The sequence below is a fragment of the Alkalilimnicola ehrlichii MLHE-1 genome (assembly GCF_000014785.1).
Lineage (GTDB): Bacteria > Pseudomonadota > Gammaproteobacteria > Nitrococcales > Halorhodospiraceae > Alkalilimnicola > Alkalilimnicola ehrlichii.
The window spans coordinates 3,108,853-3,127,968 of sequence record NC_008340.1 but is presented as its reverse complement, the minus strand read 5'-3'; the positions used below and the strand labels follow the sequence as shown (position 1 = coordinate 3,127,968).

Annotated in this window: 15 protein-coding genes; 11 read left to right on the top strand and 4 right to left on the bottom strand. The window is 68.0% G+C overall.

The annotated features are described in order from the left end of the window. The first annotated feature begins 135 nt into the window (after window positions 1-135). Both MLG_RS13930 and MLG_RS13925 read left to right on the top strand, forming a co-directional pair. The gene (locus MLG_RS13930) at window positions 136-2,538 is read left to right on the top strand and encodes a penicillin-binding protein 1A (protein ID WP_011630487.1); all 2,403 of its coding nucleotides are present in this window, start codon (window positions 136-138) and stop codon (window positions 2,536-2,538) included. A 29-nt stretch (window positions 2,539-2,567) separates the two neighbouring features. After that, window positions 2,568-3,212 carry a hypothetical protein gene (locus MLG_RS13925; RefSeq protein WP_011630486.1) on the top strand — a complete coding sequence of 215 codons (645 nt, stop codon included), beginning with the start codon at window positions 2,568-2,570 and terminating at the stop codon, window positions 3,210-3,212. Window positions 3,213-3,283: 71 nt separating this feature from the next. Here the strand turns inward: MLG_RS13925 and MLG_RS13920 are convergent, their stop codons facing one another. Both MLG_RS13920 and MLG_RS13915 read right to left on the bottom strand, forming a co-directional pair. Beyond that, window positions 3,284-4,582, bottom strand: a complete 1,299-nt coding sequence (locus tag MLG_RS13920; protein ID WP_011630485.1) for a citrate synthase — start codon at window positions 4,580-4,582, stop codon at window positions 3,284-3,286. 372 nt (window positions 4,583-4,954) lie between these two features. Beyond that, window positions 4,955-5,209, bottom strand: coding sequence for a type B 50S ribosomal protein L31 (locus tag MLG_RS13915; RefSeq protein ID WP_011630484.1), 255 nt, complete (start codon window positions 5,207-5,209; stop codon window positions 4,955-4,957). A 173-nt stretch (window positions 5,210-5,382) separates the two neighbouring features. Between MLG_RS13915 and MLG_RS13910 the strand changes: the two genes are divergently transcribed. Both MLG_RS13910 and MLG_RS13905 read left to right on the top strand, forming a co-directional pair. Beyond that, the gene (locus tag MLG_RS13910) at window positions 5,383-6,408 is read left to right on the top strand and encodes an amidoligase family protein (protein ID WP_011630483.1); all 1,026 of its coding nucleotides are present in this window, start codon (window positions 5,383-5,385) and stop codon (window positions 6,406-6,408) included. Beyond that, window positions 6,384-7,172, top strand: a complete 789-nt coding sequence (locus tag MLG_RS13905; protein WP_011630482.1) for a gamma-glutamyl-gamma-aminobutyrate hydrolase family protein — start codon at window positions 6,384-6,386, stop codon at window positions 7,170-7,172. Before MLG_RS13910 ends, MLG_RS13905 begins: the two co-directional genes overlap by 25 nt. 63 nt (window positions 7,173-7,235) lie before the next feature. Here the strand turns inward: MLG_RS13905 and uvrA are convergent, their stop codons facing one another. Then, window positions 7,236-10,058: an excinuclease ABC subunit UvrA gene (gene uvrA, locus MLG_RS13900; protein WP_011630481.1), complete on the bottom strand. Its 2,823-nt coding sequence runs from the start codon at window positions 10,056-10,058 to the stop codon at window positions 7,236-7,238. A 115-nt stretch (window positions 10,059-10,173) separates the two neighbouring features. Here uvrA and MLG_RS13895 point away from each other — a divergent pair, with 115 nt between their 5' ends. Together MLG_RS13895 and ssb are read left to right on the top strand one after the other, a co-directional pair. Continuing rightward, window positions 10,174-11,394 (top strand): MFS transporter, encoded by a 1,221-nt coding sequence (locus MLG_RS13895; protein ID WP_011630480.1) that lies wholly within the window; start codon window positions 10,174-10,176, stop codon window positions 11,392-11,394. Window positions 11,395-11,564: 170 nt separating this feature from the next. Further along, a complete protein-coding gene (gene ssb / locus MLG_RS13890) occupies window positions 11,565-12,029 on the top strand; it encodes a single-stranded DNA-binding protein (protein WP_011630479.1) in 465 nt (154 codons plus the stop codon). Between the two features lie 17 nt (window positions 12,030-12,046). Here the strand turns inward: ssb and MLG_RS13885 are convergent, their stop codons facing one another. Then, window positions 12,047-12,949, bottom strand: coding sequence for a helix-turn-helix transcriptional regulator (locus tag MLG_RS13885; protein WP_011630478.1), 903 nt, complete (start codon window positions 12,947-12,949; stop codon window positions 12,047-12,049). A 201-nt stretch (window positions 12,950-13,150) separates the two neighbouring features. On the opposite strand from MLG_RS13885, the gene MLG_RS13880 reads away from it, so the two are divergent. The 5 genes from MLG_RS13880 (at window position 13,151) to MLG_RS13860 (ending at window position 19,116) form a co-directional block, all read left to right on the top strand. Further along, the gene (locus MLG_RS13880) at window positions 13,151-15,733 is read left to right on the top strand and encodes an efflux RND transporter permease subunit (protein WP_011630477.1); all 2,583 of its coding nucleotides are present in this window, start codon (window positions 13,151-13,153) and stop codon (window positions 15,731-15,733) included. Between the two features lie 23 nt (window positions 15,734-15,756). Further along, the gene (locus MLG_RS13875; protein WP_011630476.1) at window positions 15,757-16,611 is read left to right on the top strand and encodes an outer membrane lipoprotein-sorting protein; all 855 of its coding nucleotides are present in this window, start codon (window positions 15,757-15,759) and stop codon (window positions 16,609-16,611) included. Window positions 16,612-16,616: 5 nt separating this feature from the next. Further along, a complete protein-coding gene (locus MLG_RS13870) occupies window positions 16,617-17,990 on the top strand; it encodes a DUF1302 domain-containing protein (RefSeq protein ID WP_011630475.1) in 1,374 nt (457 codons plus the stop codon). A gap of 45 nt (window positions 17,991-18,035) precedes the next feature. Next, window positions 18,036-18,236: a YgaP family membrane protein gene (locus MLG_RS13865; protein ID WP_011630474.1), complete on the top strand. Its 201-nt coding sequence runs from the start codon at window positions 18,036-18,038 to the stop codon at window positions 18,234-18,236. A gap of 181 nt (window positions 18,237-18,417) precedes the next feature. Further along, window positions 18,418-19,116 (top strand): ABC transporter permease, encoded by a 699-nt coding sequence (locus MLG_RS13860; protein ID WP_011630473.1) that lies wholly within the window; start codon window positions 18,418-18,420, stop codon window positions 19,114-19,116.

Below are 19,116 nucleotides of genomic sequence, written 5' to 3'. Positions count from 1 at the left end.
GTGTTAATACTCCCTGTAACTATCGAGGATTGCAAGGAACTCTTTGCCACTTTATACGGAACCCGGGGGACTGGACGCTGTCCTGATATACTCTAGTTCTGGTGCCCCACTCCAAGCGCGCTCTTACGATTTCATATGCGGCTATTCTCTCGACTCCTCCTCTGGCTGTTCGCCAGCCTGCTGTCCCTCGGTCTGGTGGGTCTGATCGCGGCGGCGGTGGCCTTTGCCATCCTCTCTCCGGGCCTGCCCTCGGTGGATACCCTGCGCGACGTGCGTCTGCAGGTGCCGTTGCGGGTGGTGACCCGGGAGGGCGCGCTGATCGCCGAGTATGGTGAGCAGCGCCGGATCCCGCTGGAGGCGGACGCCTTGCCACCGCAGCTGGTGCAGGCCTTCCTGGCCGCGGAGGATGACCGTTTCTTCGACCACCCCGGGGTCGACTACCAGGGGATCGCCCGCGCCGTTCGCCACCTCCTGCTCACCGGGGAAAAGGGGCCGGGTGGCAGCACCATTACCATGCAATTGGCGCGGAACTTTTTCCTTACCCGGGACCAGACCTTCCACCGCAAGGCGCAGGAGATCCTGCTGGCGCTGCAGATCGAGCGTGCGCTCAGTAAACAGGAGATCCTGGAGCTGTACCTCAACAAGATTTACCTGGGCCAGCGTGCCTACGGGGTGGGCGCAGCCGCCCAGATCTACTACGGCAAGGGGGTGGACGACCTGGACCTGGCCCAGATCGCCATGATCGCGGGGCTCCCCAAGGCGCCGTCGGCGTACAACCCGATCGCCAACCCCCGCCGGGCCGAGATCCGTCGGGCGTACGTGCTCGGCCGCATGCTGGCCGAGGGCTACATCACCGCCGAGCAGCATGCCGAGGCGGTGGATGCGCCACTCACGGCGCAGGTCCACGCCTCGTCGGTCGAGGTCTCGGCGCCCTACGTGGCCGAGATGGTGCGCCAGACCATGGTGGCCCAGTATGGCGAGGACGAGGCCTACAGCGGTGGCTACGTGGTGCGGACCACCATCGATGGCCGCATGCAGCGGGCGGCGGATCAGGCCCTGCGCGATGGCCTGCGGGCCTACGACCACCGGCGCGGCTATCGCGGCCCCGAGGCCCAGGTGGCCTTGACCGGGGATGAGGCGTCCGAGGACTGGGAGGCGCTGCTGGCGGATTACCCCCGTTTCGGGGGGCTCGAGGCGGCCCTGGTGCTGGCCGTGGACGATGACGCCCAACGCGCCCGGGTCTGGGTGCGTCGCCACGGTGAGATGGAACTGCCGTTCGAGGCGATGGCGTGGGCCCGCCCCTACCTCCGGCGCACCGCTCGCGGGCCGGCGCCGGAGAAGGTCTCCGACGTGCTCTCCGTGGGCGATATCATCCGCGTCGATCGAGCCGCCGAGGTGCCGCAACTGGCCGCGGTGCCGGCGGTGGAGGGGGCGCTGGTGGCCATGGACCCGGAGAATGGCGCCCTGCTGGCGCTCTCTGGCGGGTTTGACTACTTCCGCAGCTCCTTCAACCGGGCGGTGCAATCCCGGCGCCAGCCAGGCTCGGCCTTCAAGCCCTTCATCTACTCCGCAGCGCTGGCCAAGGGGTATTCGCCGGCTAGCATGTTGAGCGACACCCCGATCGTCATGCACGACGAATCCTTGGAGACCAGTTGGCGGCCGAGTAATTACAGCGGGCGTGTCTACGGTCCGACGCGCCTGCGCGAGGCCCTGGTGCACTCGCGCAATCTGGCCTCCATTCGGCTGCTGCGCAATCTGGGCATCGAGGACACCCTGGGGTACCTGGACGCGTTGGGCTTCGACACCCGTCGGATGCCCAGTGGTCTGTCGCTGGCGTTGGGCAGTGCCGAGATGACGCCCCTGGATCTGACCGCCGGTTACGCCCTGTTTGCCAATGGTGGCTTCCGGGTCATGCCCCATTTCATCGATCGGGTGGAGAGCGCCGAAGGCGAGGTGTTGTTTCAGGCGCGGCCGCCGGTGGCCTGTGTGGAGTGCAGTCAGTTGCAGGTGCAGACCGACCTGCAGGAGGAGACCGGTGGGGTGAACCTGCGGCCGGTGGCCGAGTCGGTGATGCCGGCCACGGACGCCTTTCTCATGACCAACATCATGCAGGATGTCATCCAGCGCGGAACGGGACGGGCGGCGGCCCGGCTGGGGCGCAGTGACCTGGCCGGGAAGACGGGAACCACCAACGATGGCCGCGATGCCTGGTTCGTGGGCTATAACAGCCGGATTGTCGCCGGTGCCTGGGTCGGCTTCGATAATAACGATCAGCTGGGACCGCGGGAGACCGGCGGTTCCACCGCGCTGCCCATCTGGACCGACTTTATGGAGCAGGCCCTCAACGGTGTTCCCGAGGCGCCGCCGCGCCAGCCCGAGGGCCTGGTTACCGTACGCATCGACCCCGAGGACGGCCGCCGGGTGCGTGCCGGCGAGGGTCGGAGCATGTTCGAGCTGTTCCGCGAGGACAACCTGCCGGACGTTACGCCTCGGGGTGGCGGCAGCGGGGCCGGGAGTCGGGAGCAGGATATCTTCTAGGCAGGGGCGTCAGCCCCCGGGAGGTGGCCATGGCCAAGCGATCCAGCACCAAGGACCTGCGCATGCGCGAGCGCCTGATCCAGGAGGCGGCCCGCATCATGGCCGATGAGGGTGTGCGGGACCACTACCAGGCCAAGCGCAAGGCCGCCGAGCGCCTGGGGGCCCGGGACACGCGCAACCTGCCCAGCAATCGGGAGGTGCAGGCGGCGCTGGTGGAATACCAGCGGCTGTTTCTGGGGGCCGAGCAGGGGGCTTACCTGCGGCTGTTGCGCGAGGCCGCCGTGCAGGCCATGGCCTTCTTCGAGCCCTTCCGGCCCCGGTTGGTGGGGCCGGTGCTCAGCGGTACGGCGGATCAGGCCTGCGACGTGCACCTGCATGTCTTCGCCGAGACGCCGGAGGAGATCACCCTGTTTCTGATGGAGCGCGGGATCCCACACGAGACCAGCGAGCGGCGCCTGCGCTTCGGGCGGGAGCACTGGGAGATGCGTCCCGTGATCCGCTTCGTGGCGGGAGAGCATGTGGTGGATTTGACCGTATTCAGCCCCAAGGGATTGCGTGAGGCGCCCCGCAGCCAGGTTGACGGCCGCCCCATGCAGCGGGCGGCGCTGGCGGAGGTGGAGGCGCTGCTGGCCAACGAGGATGAGGACCGGGCTGCCGAGCCCTTCCTACCCTGAGCGGGCAAAAAAAACCGGAAGGCCCGTGGGGGCCTTCCGGGGTGAGGGCGTCGGCGGTGCCGGCAGGGGAATCAGCTGCGCTGATCCACCGGCACGTAGTCGCGCTTGGCGGCGCCGGTGTAGAGCTGGCGCGGACGCCCGATGCGCTGCTCGGGGTCGTTGACCATCTCCATCCACTGCGCCAGCCAGCCCGGGGTGCGGCCCAGGGCAAACAGCACCGTGAAGAACTCGGTGGGGATGCCCAGCGCGCGGTAGATGATGCCCGAGTAGAAGTCGACGTTCGGGTAGAGCTTGCGCTCGACGAAGTACTCGTCCTGCAGGGCGATATCCTCCAGCTCCATGGCCAGCTCCAGCTGCGGGTCCTTGCCCACGCCGAGTTCCTCCAGGACCTCGTGACAGGTCTTGCGGATGATGGTGGCCCGCGGGTCGAAGTTCTTGTAGACCCGGTGACCGAAGCCCATCAGGCGGAAGGGGTCGTTCTTGTCCTTCGCCTTTTCGATGAACTTGGGCACGTTGGAGACGTCGCCGATCTCGTTGAGCATGTTCAGCACCGCCTCGTTGGCCCCCCCATGCGCCGGTCCCCACAGCGCGGCGCAACCAGCTGCGATGGCGGCGAAGGGGTTGGTGCCGGTGGAACCGGCCAGGCGCACCGTGGAGGTGGAGGCGTTCTGCTCGTGGTCAGCGTGCAGGATCAGGAGCTGGTCCAGCGCCCGCTCGGCCACGGGGTTAACCTCGTACTTCTCGGTGGGGCGGGAGAACAGCATGTTCAGCAGGTTCCCCGCGTAGGACAGGTGGTTCTGCGGGTAGACGAAGGGCTCGCCCACCAGGTGTTTGTAGGCCGCCGCGGCGATGGTCGGCATCTTGGCGATGACCCGGTGCGCGGTCAGCTCCCGGTTCTTCGGGTCGTTGATGTCCAGTTCGCCGTGGTAGAAGGCGGATAGCGACCCGACCACCCCGGTGAGCATGGCCATGGGGTGGGCGTTGTAATGAAAGCCGTCGAAGAAGTCCTTCAGGCTTTCGTTGAGCATGGTGTGGTTGGTCACCGAGCTGACGAACTGGTCCAGTTCGGCCTTGTTCGGCAATTCGCCGTGCAGCAGTAGGTAGGAGACCTCCAGGAAGGAGCTCTTCTCAGCCAGGTGTTCGATGGGGTAGCCGCGATACAGCAGCACGCCGTTGTCACCATCGATGAAGGTGACATCGCTTTTGCAGCTGGCGGTGGAGGTGAAGCCAGCGTCGTAAGTGAAGTAGCCCAGCTCGCCATAGACATTCTTGATGTCGATGACCTCGGGGCCGTGGGTGCCTTGATAGACCGGCAACTCCACGGATTTGCCGGTGCTGTTGTCGGTCAGGGTGACGGTCTTCTCGGACATGGAACGCTCTCCTAGACAGCTCTCGAAATACCGTGATGCCGGCGCGCCCGCGGGCGCCGGTCCTGCCCCCTAAGCCGGTCTTGGGGCAAGACATTCAGGCCGGTCACGGTCCGGGAGTTACTGAAAGGGTATTGCAAAAAAAACCCTTGTCATCAGCAATCCGTTCCTCTGGGGCCCATACCCCGACGTGGATGGGCCCCTCGCCCGCCTCCATGGTGCGTGGCGTCGGGCGACCCGGGGGAGGGCCCCCGGGATATCTATGCGGTGGTTAACCGCTTTTTATAATAGATATCTCGCTGTTTTGCAGTGAGATACAAAAAAGCGCCCGGGGTGCAGGCGCTTTGGAGCGACAGGGACGAGACAAGCCCGCCCTCAGTTGCCGGTGCTGATGCCGAACTTCTTCTGGAACTGATCCACCCGGCCACCGGAGCTCAGCGCGCGCTGCTTGCCGGTGTAGAAAGGGTGGCTCTTGCTGGAGACTTCCACCTTAAACAGCGGATACTCCTTGCCGTCCTCCCACTGGATGGTCTCGTTGGTACGGACCGTGGAGCGGGTGATGAACGCGAAATCGGAGGAGATGTCCTGAAACACCACCTCGCGGTATTTGGGATGAATGCCTTGCTTCATGGTTGCCACCTGGGTCACGGGACCGGGCACGACGTCCCGGAGAATGGCTGAGCTTGAAAGGCGGCTATCATAATGCCCGCCCGTCTCCTAGACAAGCCCCGCAACACTGAGAGTAGTATAGACCCTGTTTGCCGCGGTCCGGCCTGGGCAGGGGCCGCAACTGGAGAGTGCGATTGTCCGAGTCACAGCCATCCGCCGCCGAACCGCCCGGCTTCCCGCAACCGGCCCGCCCGCTGCGGGCGGACGGCCGGCCACGTCGGGTCGGTTTCGAGCTGGAGTTTGCCGGCCTGAGCCCGGAGGGCGCCGCCGCCGCCATCCAGGAGGCCTTTGGCGGTGAGGTTCAATCGGACAGCCGTTTCGTCAAACGGGTCGCCGGTACGGCCTGGGGCACCTTTAAAGTGGAGGTGGATGCCCGGGTGCTCAAGGAGCGCAGCTACCGTGCCCTGCTCAGCCAGATGGGCTTTAATCTCGATGATCGCACCCTGGACAGTCTGGACGAGCAGGTGCTGCGTCTGGCGAGCACGGTGGTGCCGGTGGAGGTCGTCTCGCCCCCGTTGCCGGTGGGCGAGGCCGGCCAGATCGAATCGCTGCGTGAGGCCCTGCGCCGCCGGCTTGCCCAGGGCACGCGGGCCGGCCTGGTCTATGCATTCGGCCTGCACCTCAATCCGGAGTTGCCCGAGCTGGAGGTGGACACCATCCGGGCCACCCTCCAGACCTACCTGCTCCTGCTGCCCTGGCTGAAGTGGCGTGACGATACGGACGCGGTGCGCCGGCTCACCCCGTTCATCCAGGACTTTCCCGCCGAGTACGTCCGGCGGCTGCTCCAGCCCGGGTATTGCCCCGGGCTCGGTGCCTTCATCGACGAGTTTCTGGCCTTCAATACCACCCGTAACCGCAGCCTGGACCTGATGCCGCTGCTGGCCCACGTGGACCCCGGCCGGGTGCGCCGGGCGCTGCCGGACGACCCACTCACCCAGGCACGACCCACTTGGCACTATCGCCTGCCCAACTGTCTGGTGGACGACCCCGACTGGCGTATCGCCCGGCCGTGGCGCGACTGGCTGATGGTGGAGCGGCTGGCGGATGACCCGCAGCGGTTGGGGCAACTGATGGCCGACTGGTGGGCACGCGGATTCAGCCTCACCGAGCATCGCTGGATACAGCACGTGGACCAATGCCTCGCCCGACTCGACCGCTGATTGGCGTCACCGGGCCGGACCGCGGCGGGGCGGCGGCCTGGCTGATGACCGCCGTGGCGGTGTGGCTGGCCGGTGGCCGGCCCTGCCGGATCACCCCGGCCCGCCCGGCGCCGCCGCGGCCCCTGGACGGCTTGATCCTGGGCGGTGGTGCGGATGTCGATCCGGGCCTCTATGGCGAGGAGCGGGTGGAGCCCGGGGAGTTGCGCCGGGGCAGGACGGTGTGGTGGCGGTTTCTGCTCTCCTGGCTCTTGCTGCCGGTGCTTTATCTGTTGCGCTGGCTGCTCAGCATCAGCCCGGGGCCGCGGGGGGATCGCGGTCGCGACGGGGTGGAGTGGCGCCTGCTGGCGGACGCACTGGCCCGCGATGTGCCGGTGCTGGGCATCTGTCGCGGTGCACAGTTGCTCAATGTCTATATGGGCGGCTCCCTGCACCAGGATCTGAGCAGCTTCTATCAGGAGAGCCCGCAGGTACACAGCATTTGGCCCTATAAGCGGGTGACGGTGCGGCGCGACGCCCAGCTCTATCGCTGGCTGGGGCCCCATACGCGGGTAAACTCCCTCCACCGTCAGGCCATCGCCGAACTGGGTGAGGGCCTGAAGGCGGCGGCCTGGGAGCGGACCGGCGTGGTGCAGGCGGTGGAGGGCGACGGCGGTGCCCTATTGTTGGGTGTCCAGTGGCACCCGGAGTACCTCCCACAGCGGCGCGAGCAGCGCGCCCTTTTCCGCGCCCTGGTGCGGGCGGCCGCGACACAGGCAGGGCCCTGACCACCGGGGTGCGCGACATCATCGATCCACCCCGGCGCCGCAGCGTTGCCCCGTGGCCGGGGGTTAGGGACGCAGCAGCGGTCGCAGGAAGCGGCCCGTATGGGAGGCCTCCACCCGGGTGATGGCCTCCGGCGTGCCGGTGGCCACGATGCGGCCGCCGCCGTCGCCCCCTTCCGGGCCCAGGTCGATCACGTGATCGGCGGTCTTGATCACATCCAGGTTGTGCTCAATGACCACCACGGTGTTGCCGTGATCCACCAGCCGCTGGAGCACGGAGAGCAGTTGCGCGATGTCGTGGAAGTGCAGGCCGGTAGTGGGTTCATCCAGGATGTAGAGGGTCCGGCCGGTGTCCCGGCGGGCCAACTCGCGGGCCAGTTTCACCCGTTGGGCCTCGCCGCCGGACAGGGTGGTGGCGCTCTGGCCCAGGTGGATGTAGCCCAGGCCCACGTCCATCAGCGTCTGCAGCCGCCGGCGGATGCCGGGGATGGCGTCGAAGACGGCCAGGGCCTCCTCCACGGTCAGCTCCAGCACCTGGGCAATGTCCAGCCCCTTGTAGCGGATCTCCAGGGTCTCGCGGTTGTAGCGCCGGCCCTTGCAGACGTCGCAGGGCACGTGCAGGTCGGGCAGAAAGTGCATCTCCACCCGGATCACCCCGTCCCCCTGGCAGGCCTCGCAGCGCCCGCCCTTCACGTTGAAGGAGAAACGCCCGGGGCCGTAGCCGCGTGAGCGCGCCTCCGGGGTGCCGGCGAACAGCTCACGCAGCGGCGTGAACAGCCCGGTGTAGGTGGCGGGGTTGGAGCGCGGGGTGCGGCCGATGGGGGCCTGATCGATGTCGATGACCTTATCAAACAGCGCCAGATGGTCCATGCCGCGACAGGGGGCCGGGGCGGCGCTGGCGCCGTTCAGCTCGCGGGCCGCATAGCGGAACAGGGTGTCGTTGATGAGCGTGGATTTGCCCGAGCCGGACACCCCGGTGATGGCCACGAACAGCCCGGCGGGGATGCCCGCGTCCACGTTCTTGAGGTTGTGCCCGGTGGCGCCGCGCAGCCAGGCGACCCGGTCGGGCTGCACCGGCCGGCGTTCGGCGGGCACCGGGATCTCGCGCCGGCCGGCCAGGTAGTCGCCGGTGAGCGAGTCGGGGTGCGCTGCGATCTCGGTCGGGGTGCCCTGCGCGACCACCCAACCGCCGTGCACCCCGGCCCCCGGGCCCATGTCCACCACGTGGTCGGCGGCGCGGATGGCGTCCTCGTCGTGCTCGACCACAATCACCGTGTTGCCCAGGTCGCGCAGCCGCATCAGGGTGTTGAGCAGCCGCTGGTTGTCGCGCTGGTGCAGGCCGATGGAGGGCTCGTCCAGCACGTACATCACCCCGGTGAGGCCGGCGCCGATCTGACTGGCCAGGCGGATGCGCTGCGCCTCGCCGCCGGACAGGGTGTCGGCGGCCCGATCCAGGCTCAGGTAATCCAGTCCCACGTTGACCAGAAAGCTGAGCCGGGTGGTGATCTCCCGCAGGATGCGTCCGGCGATCTCGCCGCGCGCCCCCTCCAGCTTCAGCGCCTCGAAATGACCCAGGGTGCGGCCTACCGGCATGCGTGCCACCTCCGGCAGGGTGAGCGGGCCGACGAAGACGTGACGGGCGGCCTGGTTGAGCCGGGTGCCGTCGCAGCTCGGGCAGGTCTGCACCGCCTGGTAACGGGCCAGCTCCTCGCGCACCGCCGCCGAGTCCGTCTCCCGGTAGCGCCGGGCCATGTTGGGGATGATGCCCTCGAAGGCGTGGCGGCGACGGGTTTCGCCCCGCGGGCCGGGGTAGCGGAAGTCGATCTCCTCGTCCCCGGAGCCGAACAGCACGGTATCGCGGATGCCCTCGGGCAGGTCCTGCCAGGGGGTCTCCGGGTCGAAGTCGTGGTGCTTCGCCAGTGACTGGATCATGGCGTGGTACCAGGCGTTGCGCCGGTCCCAGCCGCGCACCGCGCCGGCGGTTAGGGGCAATTCCGGGTGCACCACCACCCGCGCCGGGTCGAAGAAGGTCCGCACGCCCAGGCCGTCGCAGTCGGGGCAGGCCCCGCGCGGGTTGTTGAAGGAGAAGATGCGCGGCTCCAACTCGCTGATGGCGTAGCCGCACTCGGGGCAGGCGTAGCGCGAGGAGAAGACCAGCGGCGCCCGCGCCGGGTCGTCCATCCAGGCGGCCCGGACCAGACCGTCCGACAGCGCCAGCGCCGTCTCCACCGAGTCGGCCAGCCGGGTGGCGAGGTCCGGCCGCACCCGGAAGCGGTCCACCACCGCCTCGATGGTGTGGCGCCGTTTGGGGTCCAGGGCCGGCACACTGTCGATGTCGTGGACCTCGCCGTCCACCCGGGCGCGCACATAGCCCTGGGTGCGCAGGGTGTCGATCACCTCCCGGTGTTCGCCCTTGCGTCCGTCCACCACCGGCGCCAGGAGCATGATCTTCTCGCCCTCGGGCAGGGCCAGGATCCGGTCGACGATCTGCGAGACCGTCTGGGCATTCAGCTCGATGTCGTGCTCGGGGCAGTGGGGGCGGCCAGCGCGGGCGTAGAGCAGGCGCAGGTAGTCGTGGATCTCGGTGACGGTGCCCACCGTGGAGCGGGGGTTGTGGGAGGTGGATTTCTGCTCGATGGAGATGGCCGGCGACAGGCCCTCGATGTGGTCCACGTCCGGCTTTTCCATCATCGAGAGGAACTGCCGGGCGTAGGCGGAGAGCGACTCTACGTAGCGACGCTGGCCCTCGGCATAAAGCGTGTCGAAGGCCAGCGAGGACTTGCCGGAGCCGGACAGGCCGGTGATCACCACCAGCCGCTCGCGCGGCAGCGACAGGTGCACATCCTGCAGGTTGTGGGTGCGGGCGCCTTCGATGCGGATATGGTCCATGCCTGCGCTGGGGCTCCTCCTTGCGGGATGAGGGAGTGTCCGGGGTCGCTGCTGGGGATTTGCAACGAACCTGCTAGTATATCGCGCCTGTCCACCGCCAACGGAACGCTCCACTGTGTCTGCCCGGACCGCCGCCAAGACGCCGCTCAACGCCGCCGAACGCCGTGCCGCCATGGGTCTGGCCGGGGTCTTTGGCCTGCGCATGTTCGGCCTGTTCCTGATCCTGCCGGTCTTCGCCCTTTATGCCCCCGGCCTGGAGGGGGCGACCCCGCTGTTGATCGGCCTGGCTCTGGGTGTCTACGGGCTCACCCAGGCCTGTCTCCAGATCCCCATGGGCATGGCCTCCGACCGCTGGGGCCGGAAACCGGTGATTGCGGCCGGACTGGTGGTATTCGCCATCGGTAGCGTGGTGGCGGCCACGGCGGATGGCATCTGGGGGGTGATCCTGGGGCGGGCCCTGCAGGGGGGCGGGGCCATCGCCGCGGCGGTGATGGCACTGGCCGCCGATGTCACCCGCGAGACCCACCGGGCGCGCGCCTTTGCCGCCATCGGCATGAGCGTGGGGCTGGCCTTCCTGCTGGCGCTGATGGTGGCGCCCCCGCTCACCGCCCTAGGCGGGCTGCAGGGGTTGTTCTGGCTCACCGCGGGGGCCTCGCTGGTGGGGCTGGTGATTGTCGCCCGCATGCCCCGCCCGGCGCGACCCGCCCAGTCGGCGGTCTCCGGCAGCCTGCGGCGCAGCCTCACCGACCCGGACCTGATGCGCCTGAACGTGGGCATCTTCGTGCTGCACGCGGCGCTCACCGGCATCTTTGTGGCCCTGCCATTGCTCATCCAGGCCCGCTTCGGACTGGAGGCGGCCCAGCACTGGCGGGTCTGGGTGCCGCTGCTGATCACCTCGGTGGCGGGCATGCTGCCGCTGCTCATCATCGCCGAGCGCCGCGGCGCCATGCACCGGCTGATCCCGCTGGCGGTTACCGCCATGGCCCTGGGGCTGATGGGCCTGGGGCTGCTGATGGCCGCGCCGGTCGCGGTCTGGTTGGTGGCCTTATGGCTTTACTTCGTCAGCTTCAATCTACTGGAGGCCGCGATGCCTTCGCTGGTGTCCCGCTTCGCGCCCGGCGAGGCCCGCGGCGCGGCCATGGGGGTGTATGCCTCGGCCCAGTTTCTGGGGGCCTTTGCCGGCGGCCTGTTCGGCGGGATCCTGGCCGGGGCCTTCGGGCCGGTGGGGGTGATGCTGGGGTGTGCTGCCATGGTGTCGCTCTGGGCCTTGCTGGCGCGGGGCCAGCGGGCGCCGTTGCCGGTGGGCACGCCCCGCGCTTCAGAGGGTTCCGGCTGAGCGGGCGGGTTTAATGGTCGGGGGAAAAACGGTAGATTGTCAGGCCAGTCCGGGGCCGATCACACCCGCCGGGGTACCCGCGGACCAGGCAGTGGGCCGCTGAGAAGGGCTCAACAGGGACGTTAACCACCCGGCACCCCGCCGGTCATCATCTTCAGGAGTAAGCAGTCATGGCACGAGGCGTCAATAAAGTCATCCTTATCGGCAACCTGGGCGTGGACCCGGAGGTGCGCTACACCGCCAACGGCAGTGCGGTCACCAATGTCCGCCTGGCCACCACCGACACCTGGCGCGACAAGCAGTCGGGTGAGCAACAGGAGCGCACCGAGTGGCACCGCATCGTCTTCTTCGGCAAGCTCGCCGAAATCGCCGGTGAGTACCTGCGCAAGGGCTCGAAGGTCTACATCGAGGGCCGGCTGCAGACCCGCAAGTGGCAGGGCCAGGACGGCCAGGACCGCTACACCACAGAGATTGTCGCCAACGATATGCAGATGCTGGACAGCCGGGGCGGCGCGGGTGACATGGGTGGCTCCGGCGGCGGGCAGTCCCGCGGGCGGCCGGCGGATGACCGGGGCGGCCGGCAGGACAACATGGGTGACGATGCGGGCGCCTTTGAGGACGATATTCCTTTCTAGCCACCCGGTCGCGCGGTTCAGGCATTGAAAACGACACGGCCGAGGTCGCTCAGGTCGTAGCCCTGCATCTCGTCTGCATGGGCCTGCAGCCGCGGGTCGCCCGCGAAGCGCACCAATGCCTGAACCGGCGGTTCAAAGTAGCTGCGTCGGCGCATGGCCAGGTCGAAGCACTCCCAGTGCAGCGGGAGGAAATCCAGGCCGTGCCGTCGGGCCGCGGCCTCCACCGCCACGCCGGTGTCGGCCTCCCCCTGGCGCACCGACAGCGCCAGATCATCCTCGGACAGGGCCGGGTGCTGGGTGAGATTCAGCCGGGCGCGGTCGATACCGGCCTGGTCCAGCAGCCACCGGAATAGGGTATCGGCGCCGGCCTCCGATTGCCGGTGGGCGATGCGCAGCCCCGGCCGGATCAGATCGGCGAGCGCATGGATACCCTTGGGGTTACCCGGGGCCAGCAGTAACCCCTGACGGCGGCGTGCCCAGCGAATGATCACCAGATCGCGCATACCGCCCAGGCCCAGGCGGGCCGGTACATTGTAGTCGCCGCTCTCCGGATCGAGGATGTGCATGCCGGCCGCCATCGCTTCGCCTTCTAACAGGCGCCGTACCCCATCGGCGCTGCCCCGGCAGAGGGTGGCCAGGCCGGTGCGGGACTCGCGCAGGGCCCAATCCAGCAGCGGATCCTGGCTGCCGGCCAGCACCGGTGGCGCCGGCCGGGTGCTGCGTTGATCCCCTTCCAGGTGGTTCATGATCCACAGGTCGATGACCTCGCGCGGGAACAGCAGTTTCCCGGTCACCTTGGTGCTGGGGATGAGCCCCTGGCGGACCAGGTCGTAAACCTTGCGCGGTTTGAGGCGGAGGTACGCCGCCACCTCATCGGTGGTCAGATAGCGCGGGTGGGTAGGCAGGCCGTTGGAGGTCATGTCGGTCGTCACTATGCCGGCGTGGACAGGCCCGATGATAGCGTGCTGAGGCGGCGTTGTCGGTGTGGCAGGGGGGCGATCCCTATTATATATTAGAGAAACGTGATATAAATTCCGGGCGCCTGGCAGGACTCTGCCTGTGCGGATGTCACTCGCGCCCGCTTTGGGCCGTCGGCAAGCGAAAGCAATGGGAGGATCTGAATGGGTGCACGGCTGACGGACTGGTGTATGGACCACCGCCGGTGGATCTTCGCCGCCATGGTGCTGATGGTGGTGGTCCTGGGTGCAATGATTCCGCGCATCCAGATCGACACCGATCCCGAGAACATGCTGCCGGCGGACCAGCCGGACCGGGTGCTCCACAATCAGGTCCAGACCCAGTTCAACCTCCACGACATGATCGTCGTCGGCCAGGTGAACGACGTCCACGCCGACGGCGTCTTCAACCCCGAGTCGCTGGCCGCCCACTACCACCTGACCCGCGCCATCGAGCAGATCGACGGGGTGGTGAGCCGTGATCTGCTCTCCATGGCGGCGGTGGACAATGTGGAGCAGGCCGCTCCCGGCACCATCGACTACGATTGGCTGATCCCCGCGCCGCCGGCCACCCCGGCAGAGGCGGAGCGCATCCGCACCGCAGTGGCCCGGTTGCCCATGTATCAGGGCACGCTCGCCTCGGAAGACGGCACGGCGGCGGCGATCTTCGTGCCGGTGGAAAGCAAGGACCAGAGCCACCGGATCGCTCAGGAGATCCGCGCCGTGATCGACGGGCTGGGGGTGGATGACGCCTTCCATATCACCGGGCAGCCGGTGGCGCAGGATACCTTCGGTGTGGAGATGTTCCAGCAGATGGCCATTTCCGCGCCGCTGGCGGGGCTGATCATCTTCCTGGTGATGCTCTACTTCTTCCGCAGCGTGCCCATGGTGGTGGCCCCCATGCTGCTGGCCATGGCCACGGTGATCTCCACCATGGGGCTGCTGATCGGCACGGGCTTCACCGTGCACATCATGAGCTCCATGATCCCGATCTTCCTGATGCCGATTGCGGTGGTCGCCTCGGTCCACGTGCTCTCCAACTTCGCCGACCGCTACCGGCCCGGTGACGACCCGCGGGCGGTGATGCGCGGGGTCATGGACCGGCTGTTCAAGCCCGTGCTGTTCACCGCCCTGACCACCGGCGTCGGCTTCGCCTCGCTGCTGTTCACCCCCATCCCGCCGGTGCAGGTATTCGGCGGTTTCATCTCCTTCGGGGTGCTGGTGGCGCTGGTCTTGACCCTGACCTTCATCCCGGCCTACACCGCCGCGCTGCCGCGCCGTGCCCTGGACAGGATGTCCACGCGCACGGCCCAGGATGGCGAGGCGGGCAGCACCGCCAGGCTGTGCCACGTGCTGCAGGCCGGTGGTCGCCAGGCCGTCCGCCACCGTGGATTCGTCCTCGGGGGCTTGGCGGTGCTGGTGGTGGTGGCCGTCTACGGCATCTCTCAGATCCAGATCAATGACAACCCCACCCGCTGGTTCAAGTCCAGCCACGACATCCGGATCGCCGATAGCGTGCTCAACGAGCGTTTCTCCGGCACCTACGAGGCCTACCTGCGCCTTCGCCAGACCGGCCAGGACGCACTGGAGAGCGAGCTGCGCACCCGCGCTGAGGCGATTGTCGATGAGGCGGAGGCCGAGGGCTTCGGCATCAGCGACCGCTGGCAGGCGCTGTGGGCGGCCCACCGGGGCGAGGCCCCGCTGGGGGACCGGTTGGAGCGCCTGGCGGTGGAGATCGACGACCTGCTGTTCACGGTGGACCTGGACGAGGCGGTCCATTGGGAGCGGCTGCTCGACCTCGTGGAGGCGGCCCGAACGGACAGCCGCGCCTTCCAGAAGCCCGGGCATCTGGCCTGGATGGCGGCGTTGCAGGCCCACCTGGAGGCCGGCGGCCACATCGGCAAGGCCGGTTCGTTGGCGGACCTGGTGAAGACCATCAACCGTGAGCTGGTCAGCGGTGAGCCGGAGGACTACCGGCTGCCGGCGAGCGCCGGTGGCGTCTCGCAGGCGCTGCTGAGCTTCCAGAGCTCGCACCGCCCGCACGATCTTTGGCGTTTCGTGACCCCGGATTTCACCGAGGCCAATATCTGGCTGCAGCTCCCCAGCGGCGACAACCAGGACATGGGGCGGGTGCTGGAGGCCGTGGATGCCTTTATCGCGGACAATCCGCCGCCCGAGGGGGTGGAGTGGGACTGGGCCGGCGCCACCTATATCAACCTGGTCTGGCAGGGGGAGATGGTGGCCGGCATGCTCCTCGCCCTGCTCTCCGCCTTCGTCGTCGTGCTCCTGATGATGATCGGCCTGTTCCGCTCCATCACCGTGGGGGCGCTGGCGATGCTGCCGCTCACGGTCACCATCGCCGCCATCTACGGCGTCATGGGGTTGGTCGGCAAGGATTACGACATGCCCGTGGCGGTGCTGTCCTCGCTGTCCATCGGGTTGTCGGTGGACTTCGCCATCCACTTCATCCAGCGCTGCCGCATGGCCCTGGACGAGGTGGGCGATTGGCGCCTGGCGTTGGACCGGGTCTTCCAGGAGCCCGCCTGCGCCATCACCCGCAACGCCGTGGTCATCGCCGTCGGCTTCCTGCCGTTGCTGGCCGCGCCGCTGATGCCCTACGTCACGGTGGGTATCTTCCTGGCCAGCATCATGGCCGCCTCTGCGGTGGTCACCCTGTTCGCCCTACCGGCCCTGATCGCCTACGCCCACCCCGTGCTCTTTCCGCGCGCCACGGGGCGGGGGGCCTGACACTCGCTATGGGAGGTCCCGTTATGAGCCACATTGTTCCTGTTCACTGCCTGCGCCGGCCCCGGTTGGCCCCGGTGGTGGGACGGCTGCGCGCCGCCGCGCTGGCCCTGGCCCTCTTTGCGCTGCCGCTCGCCGGCCACGCCGACGAGCCGCCCACCGCCGCCGAGATCGTGGAGCGGGCCAACAACGCCTCTTACTACGCCGGCAATGACGGCCGTACCGAGGCCCGCATGCTCATTGTCGATGGCCGGGGCCGGGAGCAGACCCGCCAGTTCACCATCCTGCGCCGCGACGTGGAGGCGGGGGGTGAGCAGCACTACCTGGTGGTCTTCAGCCGGCCCTCAGAGTACCGCAACGTGGTCTTCCTGGTGGAAAAGCACCCGGGGGCCGATGACGATCGCTGGCTCTATCTGCCGGACATGGACCTGGTGCGGCGCATCGCACCCGGCGACAAGCGCACCAGCTTCGTCGGCTCGCACGTCTTCTACGAGGATGTCTCCGGGCGGCATCTCGAGGACGACGAGCACACCCTGCAGGAGGTCACCGACGAGTACTACGTGCTGCGTTCCACTCCCCGGGACCCCGGCTCGGTGGAGTTCGCCGCCTACACCACCTGGATCGACCGGGCCACCGACCTGCCGGTGCGGATCGAGTACGAGGATCAGGATGGCGAGGTGTACCGGCGTATCGCCAGCACCGACATCCGGGAGGTGGATGGTTATCCCACCGCCATGCGCATGCGGGTGGACGACCTGGAGAGCGGCGGGCACACCCTGGTGCAGTTCCGGGGCGTGGAATACGATCTGGGGATCCCGGCCGCGGTGTTCAGCGAGCGCAGCCTGCGTAATCCGCCGCGGGACTGGTTGCGCGGGAGGTGATCGCCATGCCGGGCCATCAGACGGTCAGGGCGGCGGCGCCCATCGCCGCGGTTGCGCTGTCGGTCCTGCTCGGCGTGGGGTCGCCGGTGGCGCTCGCCCAGGGCGACGACCTGTGGGAGGACGACGCCTGGGGGGAGGAGTCCTGGGACGATGACCCCTGGGAGGACGACCCTTGGGAGGAGGAGAGCGGGCTGCCCTTCGACCTCGAAGGCTTTTTCGAGGCCGCCGGGGGGCATCACATCCGCAACAACCGGGTCACCGACAAGGACTACAACCTGGCCGAGGCCCGCCTGCAGTTGGACATGCGCGGCGACTGGCGCCGTTACCGCTTCCGGGTGCGTGCCGACGGGGTGGCCGACGGCGTCGACGAAGAGTTGCGCGGTGAGCTGCGCGAGGCCCGGGTCAGCTTCCCCGTCGGCGACCGGCTGGATGTCCGGGCCGGGCGGCAGATCCTCTCCTGGGGCACGGGGGACCTGCTCTTCGTCAACGATCTGTTCCCCAAGGACTTCGAATCCTTCCTGACCGGCCGCGACGAGGACTACCTGCAGGCCCCCTCCGATGCCCTGCGCGGGACCTGGTACGGCGACGCCGTCACCCTGGACGTGGTCTGGACCCCGGTGTTCGAGCCGGACCGCTTCGTCGACGGCGATCGCCTGTCCTACTTCGATCCCGCCACCGGGGCGCGCACCGCCGAGTCGCTGCCCGCCACTGCCCCGGACGACTTCCCGGACGATGGCGAGCTGGCCGCCCGCCTCTCCCGGCGGGTCGGTGGGGTGGAGCTGGCCGGTTATCTCTACCGCGGCTTTTTCCCTCAGCCCAGCGAGCAGATCGGCACCGCGGACCAGCCGCGTCTCACCCACGCCCGGCTGAACGCCTACGGCGCCAGTGTGCGGGCCCCGGTGGCCGGCGGTATCGGTAATGCCGAGATCGGTTACTACGACTCGGTGGATAACCGCGACGGCAAGGCAGCACCGTGGGTGCCCAACTCCCAGGTGCGGTTTCTCCTGGGGTACACCCGGGAGCTGATCGCCAACCTCGATCTGGGCCTGCAGTACTACGCCGAACGGCTGCAGGACCACGATGAACTGAAGGCGCGCTGGATGGCCGACGAGGACTACCTGCCGGAGGCCTACCGGGATGTCGTCACCGTCCGGCTGACCTATTCCATGTGGCGCGACGATCTGATCTGGTCGCTGTTCAGCTACCTCTCGCCCGCCGACGAGGATTACTACCTGCGTCCGAGCGTCCGCTACCGCGCCTCGGATGCCGTTACCTACACCTTCGGCGGCAACCTCTTTGGCGGCAAGGACCGCCATACGTTCTACGGGCAGTTCAAGCGGGATTCCAATCTCTATGCCCGCGTGCGCTTCCGGTTCTGAACCGATGCGCCGTTCCTGAGACTGATGATTAGGGAGATATGACCGATGACCGTAAACGCTGGACTTCGCATGCTCGCCGGCTTCTTCGTGCTGCTCACCGTGGTGCTGGCCTACGCTCACCACGAGGCCTGGCTGCTGTTCACCGCCTTCGTCGGGCTGAACCTGCTGCAATCCGCATTCTCTGGCTGGTGCCCGGCGATGGCGGTGCTGCGCAAGCTGGGGTTCAAGCAGGAGCGTCCGGTGTGACGGCCCCCGCCCGCCCTTGATCCACCTCTCCTCTCGGCTTCGGCCATCGCCCGCGCTGCCGGCGGTGGCCGCCCCTTATCCTGCATATTCGCGTTGTAAGGCTGTTTCCATTTCATGATGCAGCGGTTGTCGGCAGACTGTGTGCCCCAGTGCAGCCGTTTTCCGACTATCTTTCCTGGTCATGCAGCCGAACGCTTTCGCCACCGCCTGGGAACTCATCGTCGGGCTTGACCCGGCCCTGATGGGCATCGTCAGCCTCTCCCTGCAGGTCTCGCTGACCGCGGTGGTGATCGCCAGCTTGATCGCACTGCCCCTGGGGGCGGTGGTGGCGCTTTGGCGGTTCCCGGGCCGGGGCCTGATCGTGGTGGTCCTCAACGCCTTCATGGGGCTGCCACCGGTGGTGGCGGGGCTGACGGTCTACCTGATGCTCTCCCGCGCCGGGCCGTTGGGGCCGTTCGGGCTGCTGTTCACCCCCACCGCCATGGTGATCGCCCAGGTGGTGCTGGTGCTGCCCATCATCGCCGCGCTCTCCCGCCAGGTGATTGAGGACCTGTGGCAGGAGTACGGCGAGCAGCTCGGGTCGCTGGGGGTCACCAAGGGGCGGGCCATCCCCACCCTGTTGTGGGATGCCCGCTTCAGCCTGATCACGGTGGTGTTGGCCGGCTTTGGTCGGGCCAGCGCGGAGGTCGGGGCGGTGCTCATCGTCGGCGGCAATATCGACGGCGTGACCCGGGTGATGACGACGGCCATCGCCCTGGAGACCAGCCGGGGTAACCTCGCCCTGGCGCTGGGTTTGGGCATCATCCTGTTGACCCTGGTGGCGGTCGTGAACGGCGTCGCCTTCCTGGTGAGTGAGGCGGCCAAGCGGCGGGAGGCGTGA

Excerpts from the sequence above, each read along its gene's own strand:
- ssb (WP_011630479.1), top strand. The coding sequence starts at position 11,565 with ATGGCACGAGGCGTCAATAAAGTCATCCTTATCGGCAACCTGGGCGTG.
- MLG_RS13925 (WP_011630486.1), top strand. The coding sequence starts at position 2,568 with ATGGCCAAGCGATCCAGCACCAAGGACCTGCGCATGCGCGAGCGCCTG.
- MLG_RS13885 (WP_011630478.1), bottom strand. The coding sequence starts at position 12,949 with ATGACCTCCAACGGCCTGCCTACCCACCCGCGCTATCTGACCACCGAT.
- MLG_RS13875 (WP_011630476.1), top strand. The coding sequence starts at position 15,757 with ATGAGCCACATTGTTCCTGTTCACTGCCTGCGCCGGCCCCGGTTGGCC.
- MLG_RS13860 (WP_011630473.1), top strand. The coding sequence starts at position 18,418 with ATGCAGCCGAACGCTTTCGCCACCGCCTGGGAACTCATCGTCGGGCTT.
- MLG_RS13870 (WP_011630475.1), top strand. The coding sequence starts at position 16,617 with ATGCCGGGCCATCAGACGGTCAGGGCGGCGGCGCCCATCGCCGCGGTT.
- MLG_RS13915 (WP_011630484.1), bottom strand. The coding sequence starts at position 5,209 with ATGAAGCAAGGCATTCATCCCAAATACCGCGAGGTGGTGTTTCAGGAC.
- MLG_RS13880 (WP_011630477.1), top strand. The coding sequence starts at position 13,151 with ATGGGTGCACGGCTGACGGACTGGTGTATGGACCACCGCCGGTGGATC.
- MLG_RS13865 (WP_011630474.1), top strand. The coding sequence starts at position 18,036 with ATGACCGTAAACGCTGGACTTCGCATGCTCGCCGGCTTCTTCGTGCTG.
- MLG_RS13905 (WP_011630482.1), top strand. The coding sequence starts at position 6,384 with ATGCCTCGCCCGACTCGACCGCTGATTGGCGTCACCGGGCCGGACCGC.
- MLG_RS13920 (WP_011630485.1), bottom strand. The coding sequence starts at position 4,582 with ATGTCCGAGAAGACCGTCACCCTGACCGACAACAGCACCGGCAAATCC.
- MLG_RS13930 (WP_011630487.1), top strand. The coding sequence starts at position 136 with ATGCGGCTATTCTCTCGACTCCTCCTCTGGCTGTTCGCCAGCCTGCTG.
- uvrA (WP_011630481.1), bottom strand. The coding sequence starts at position 10,058 with ATGGACCATATCCGCATCGAAGGCGCCCGCACCCACAACCTGCAGGAT.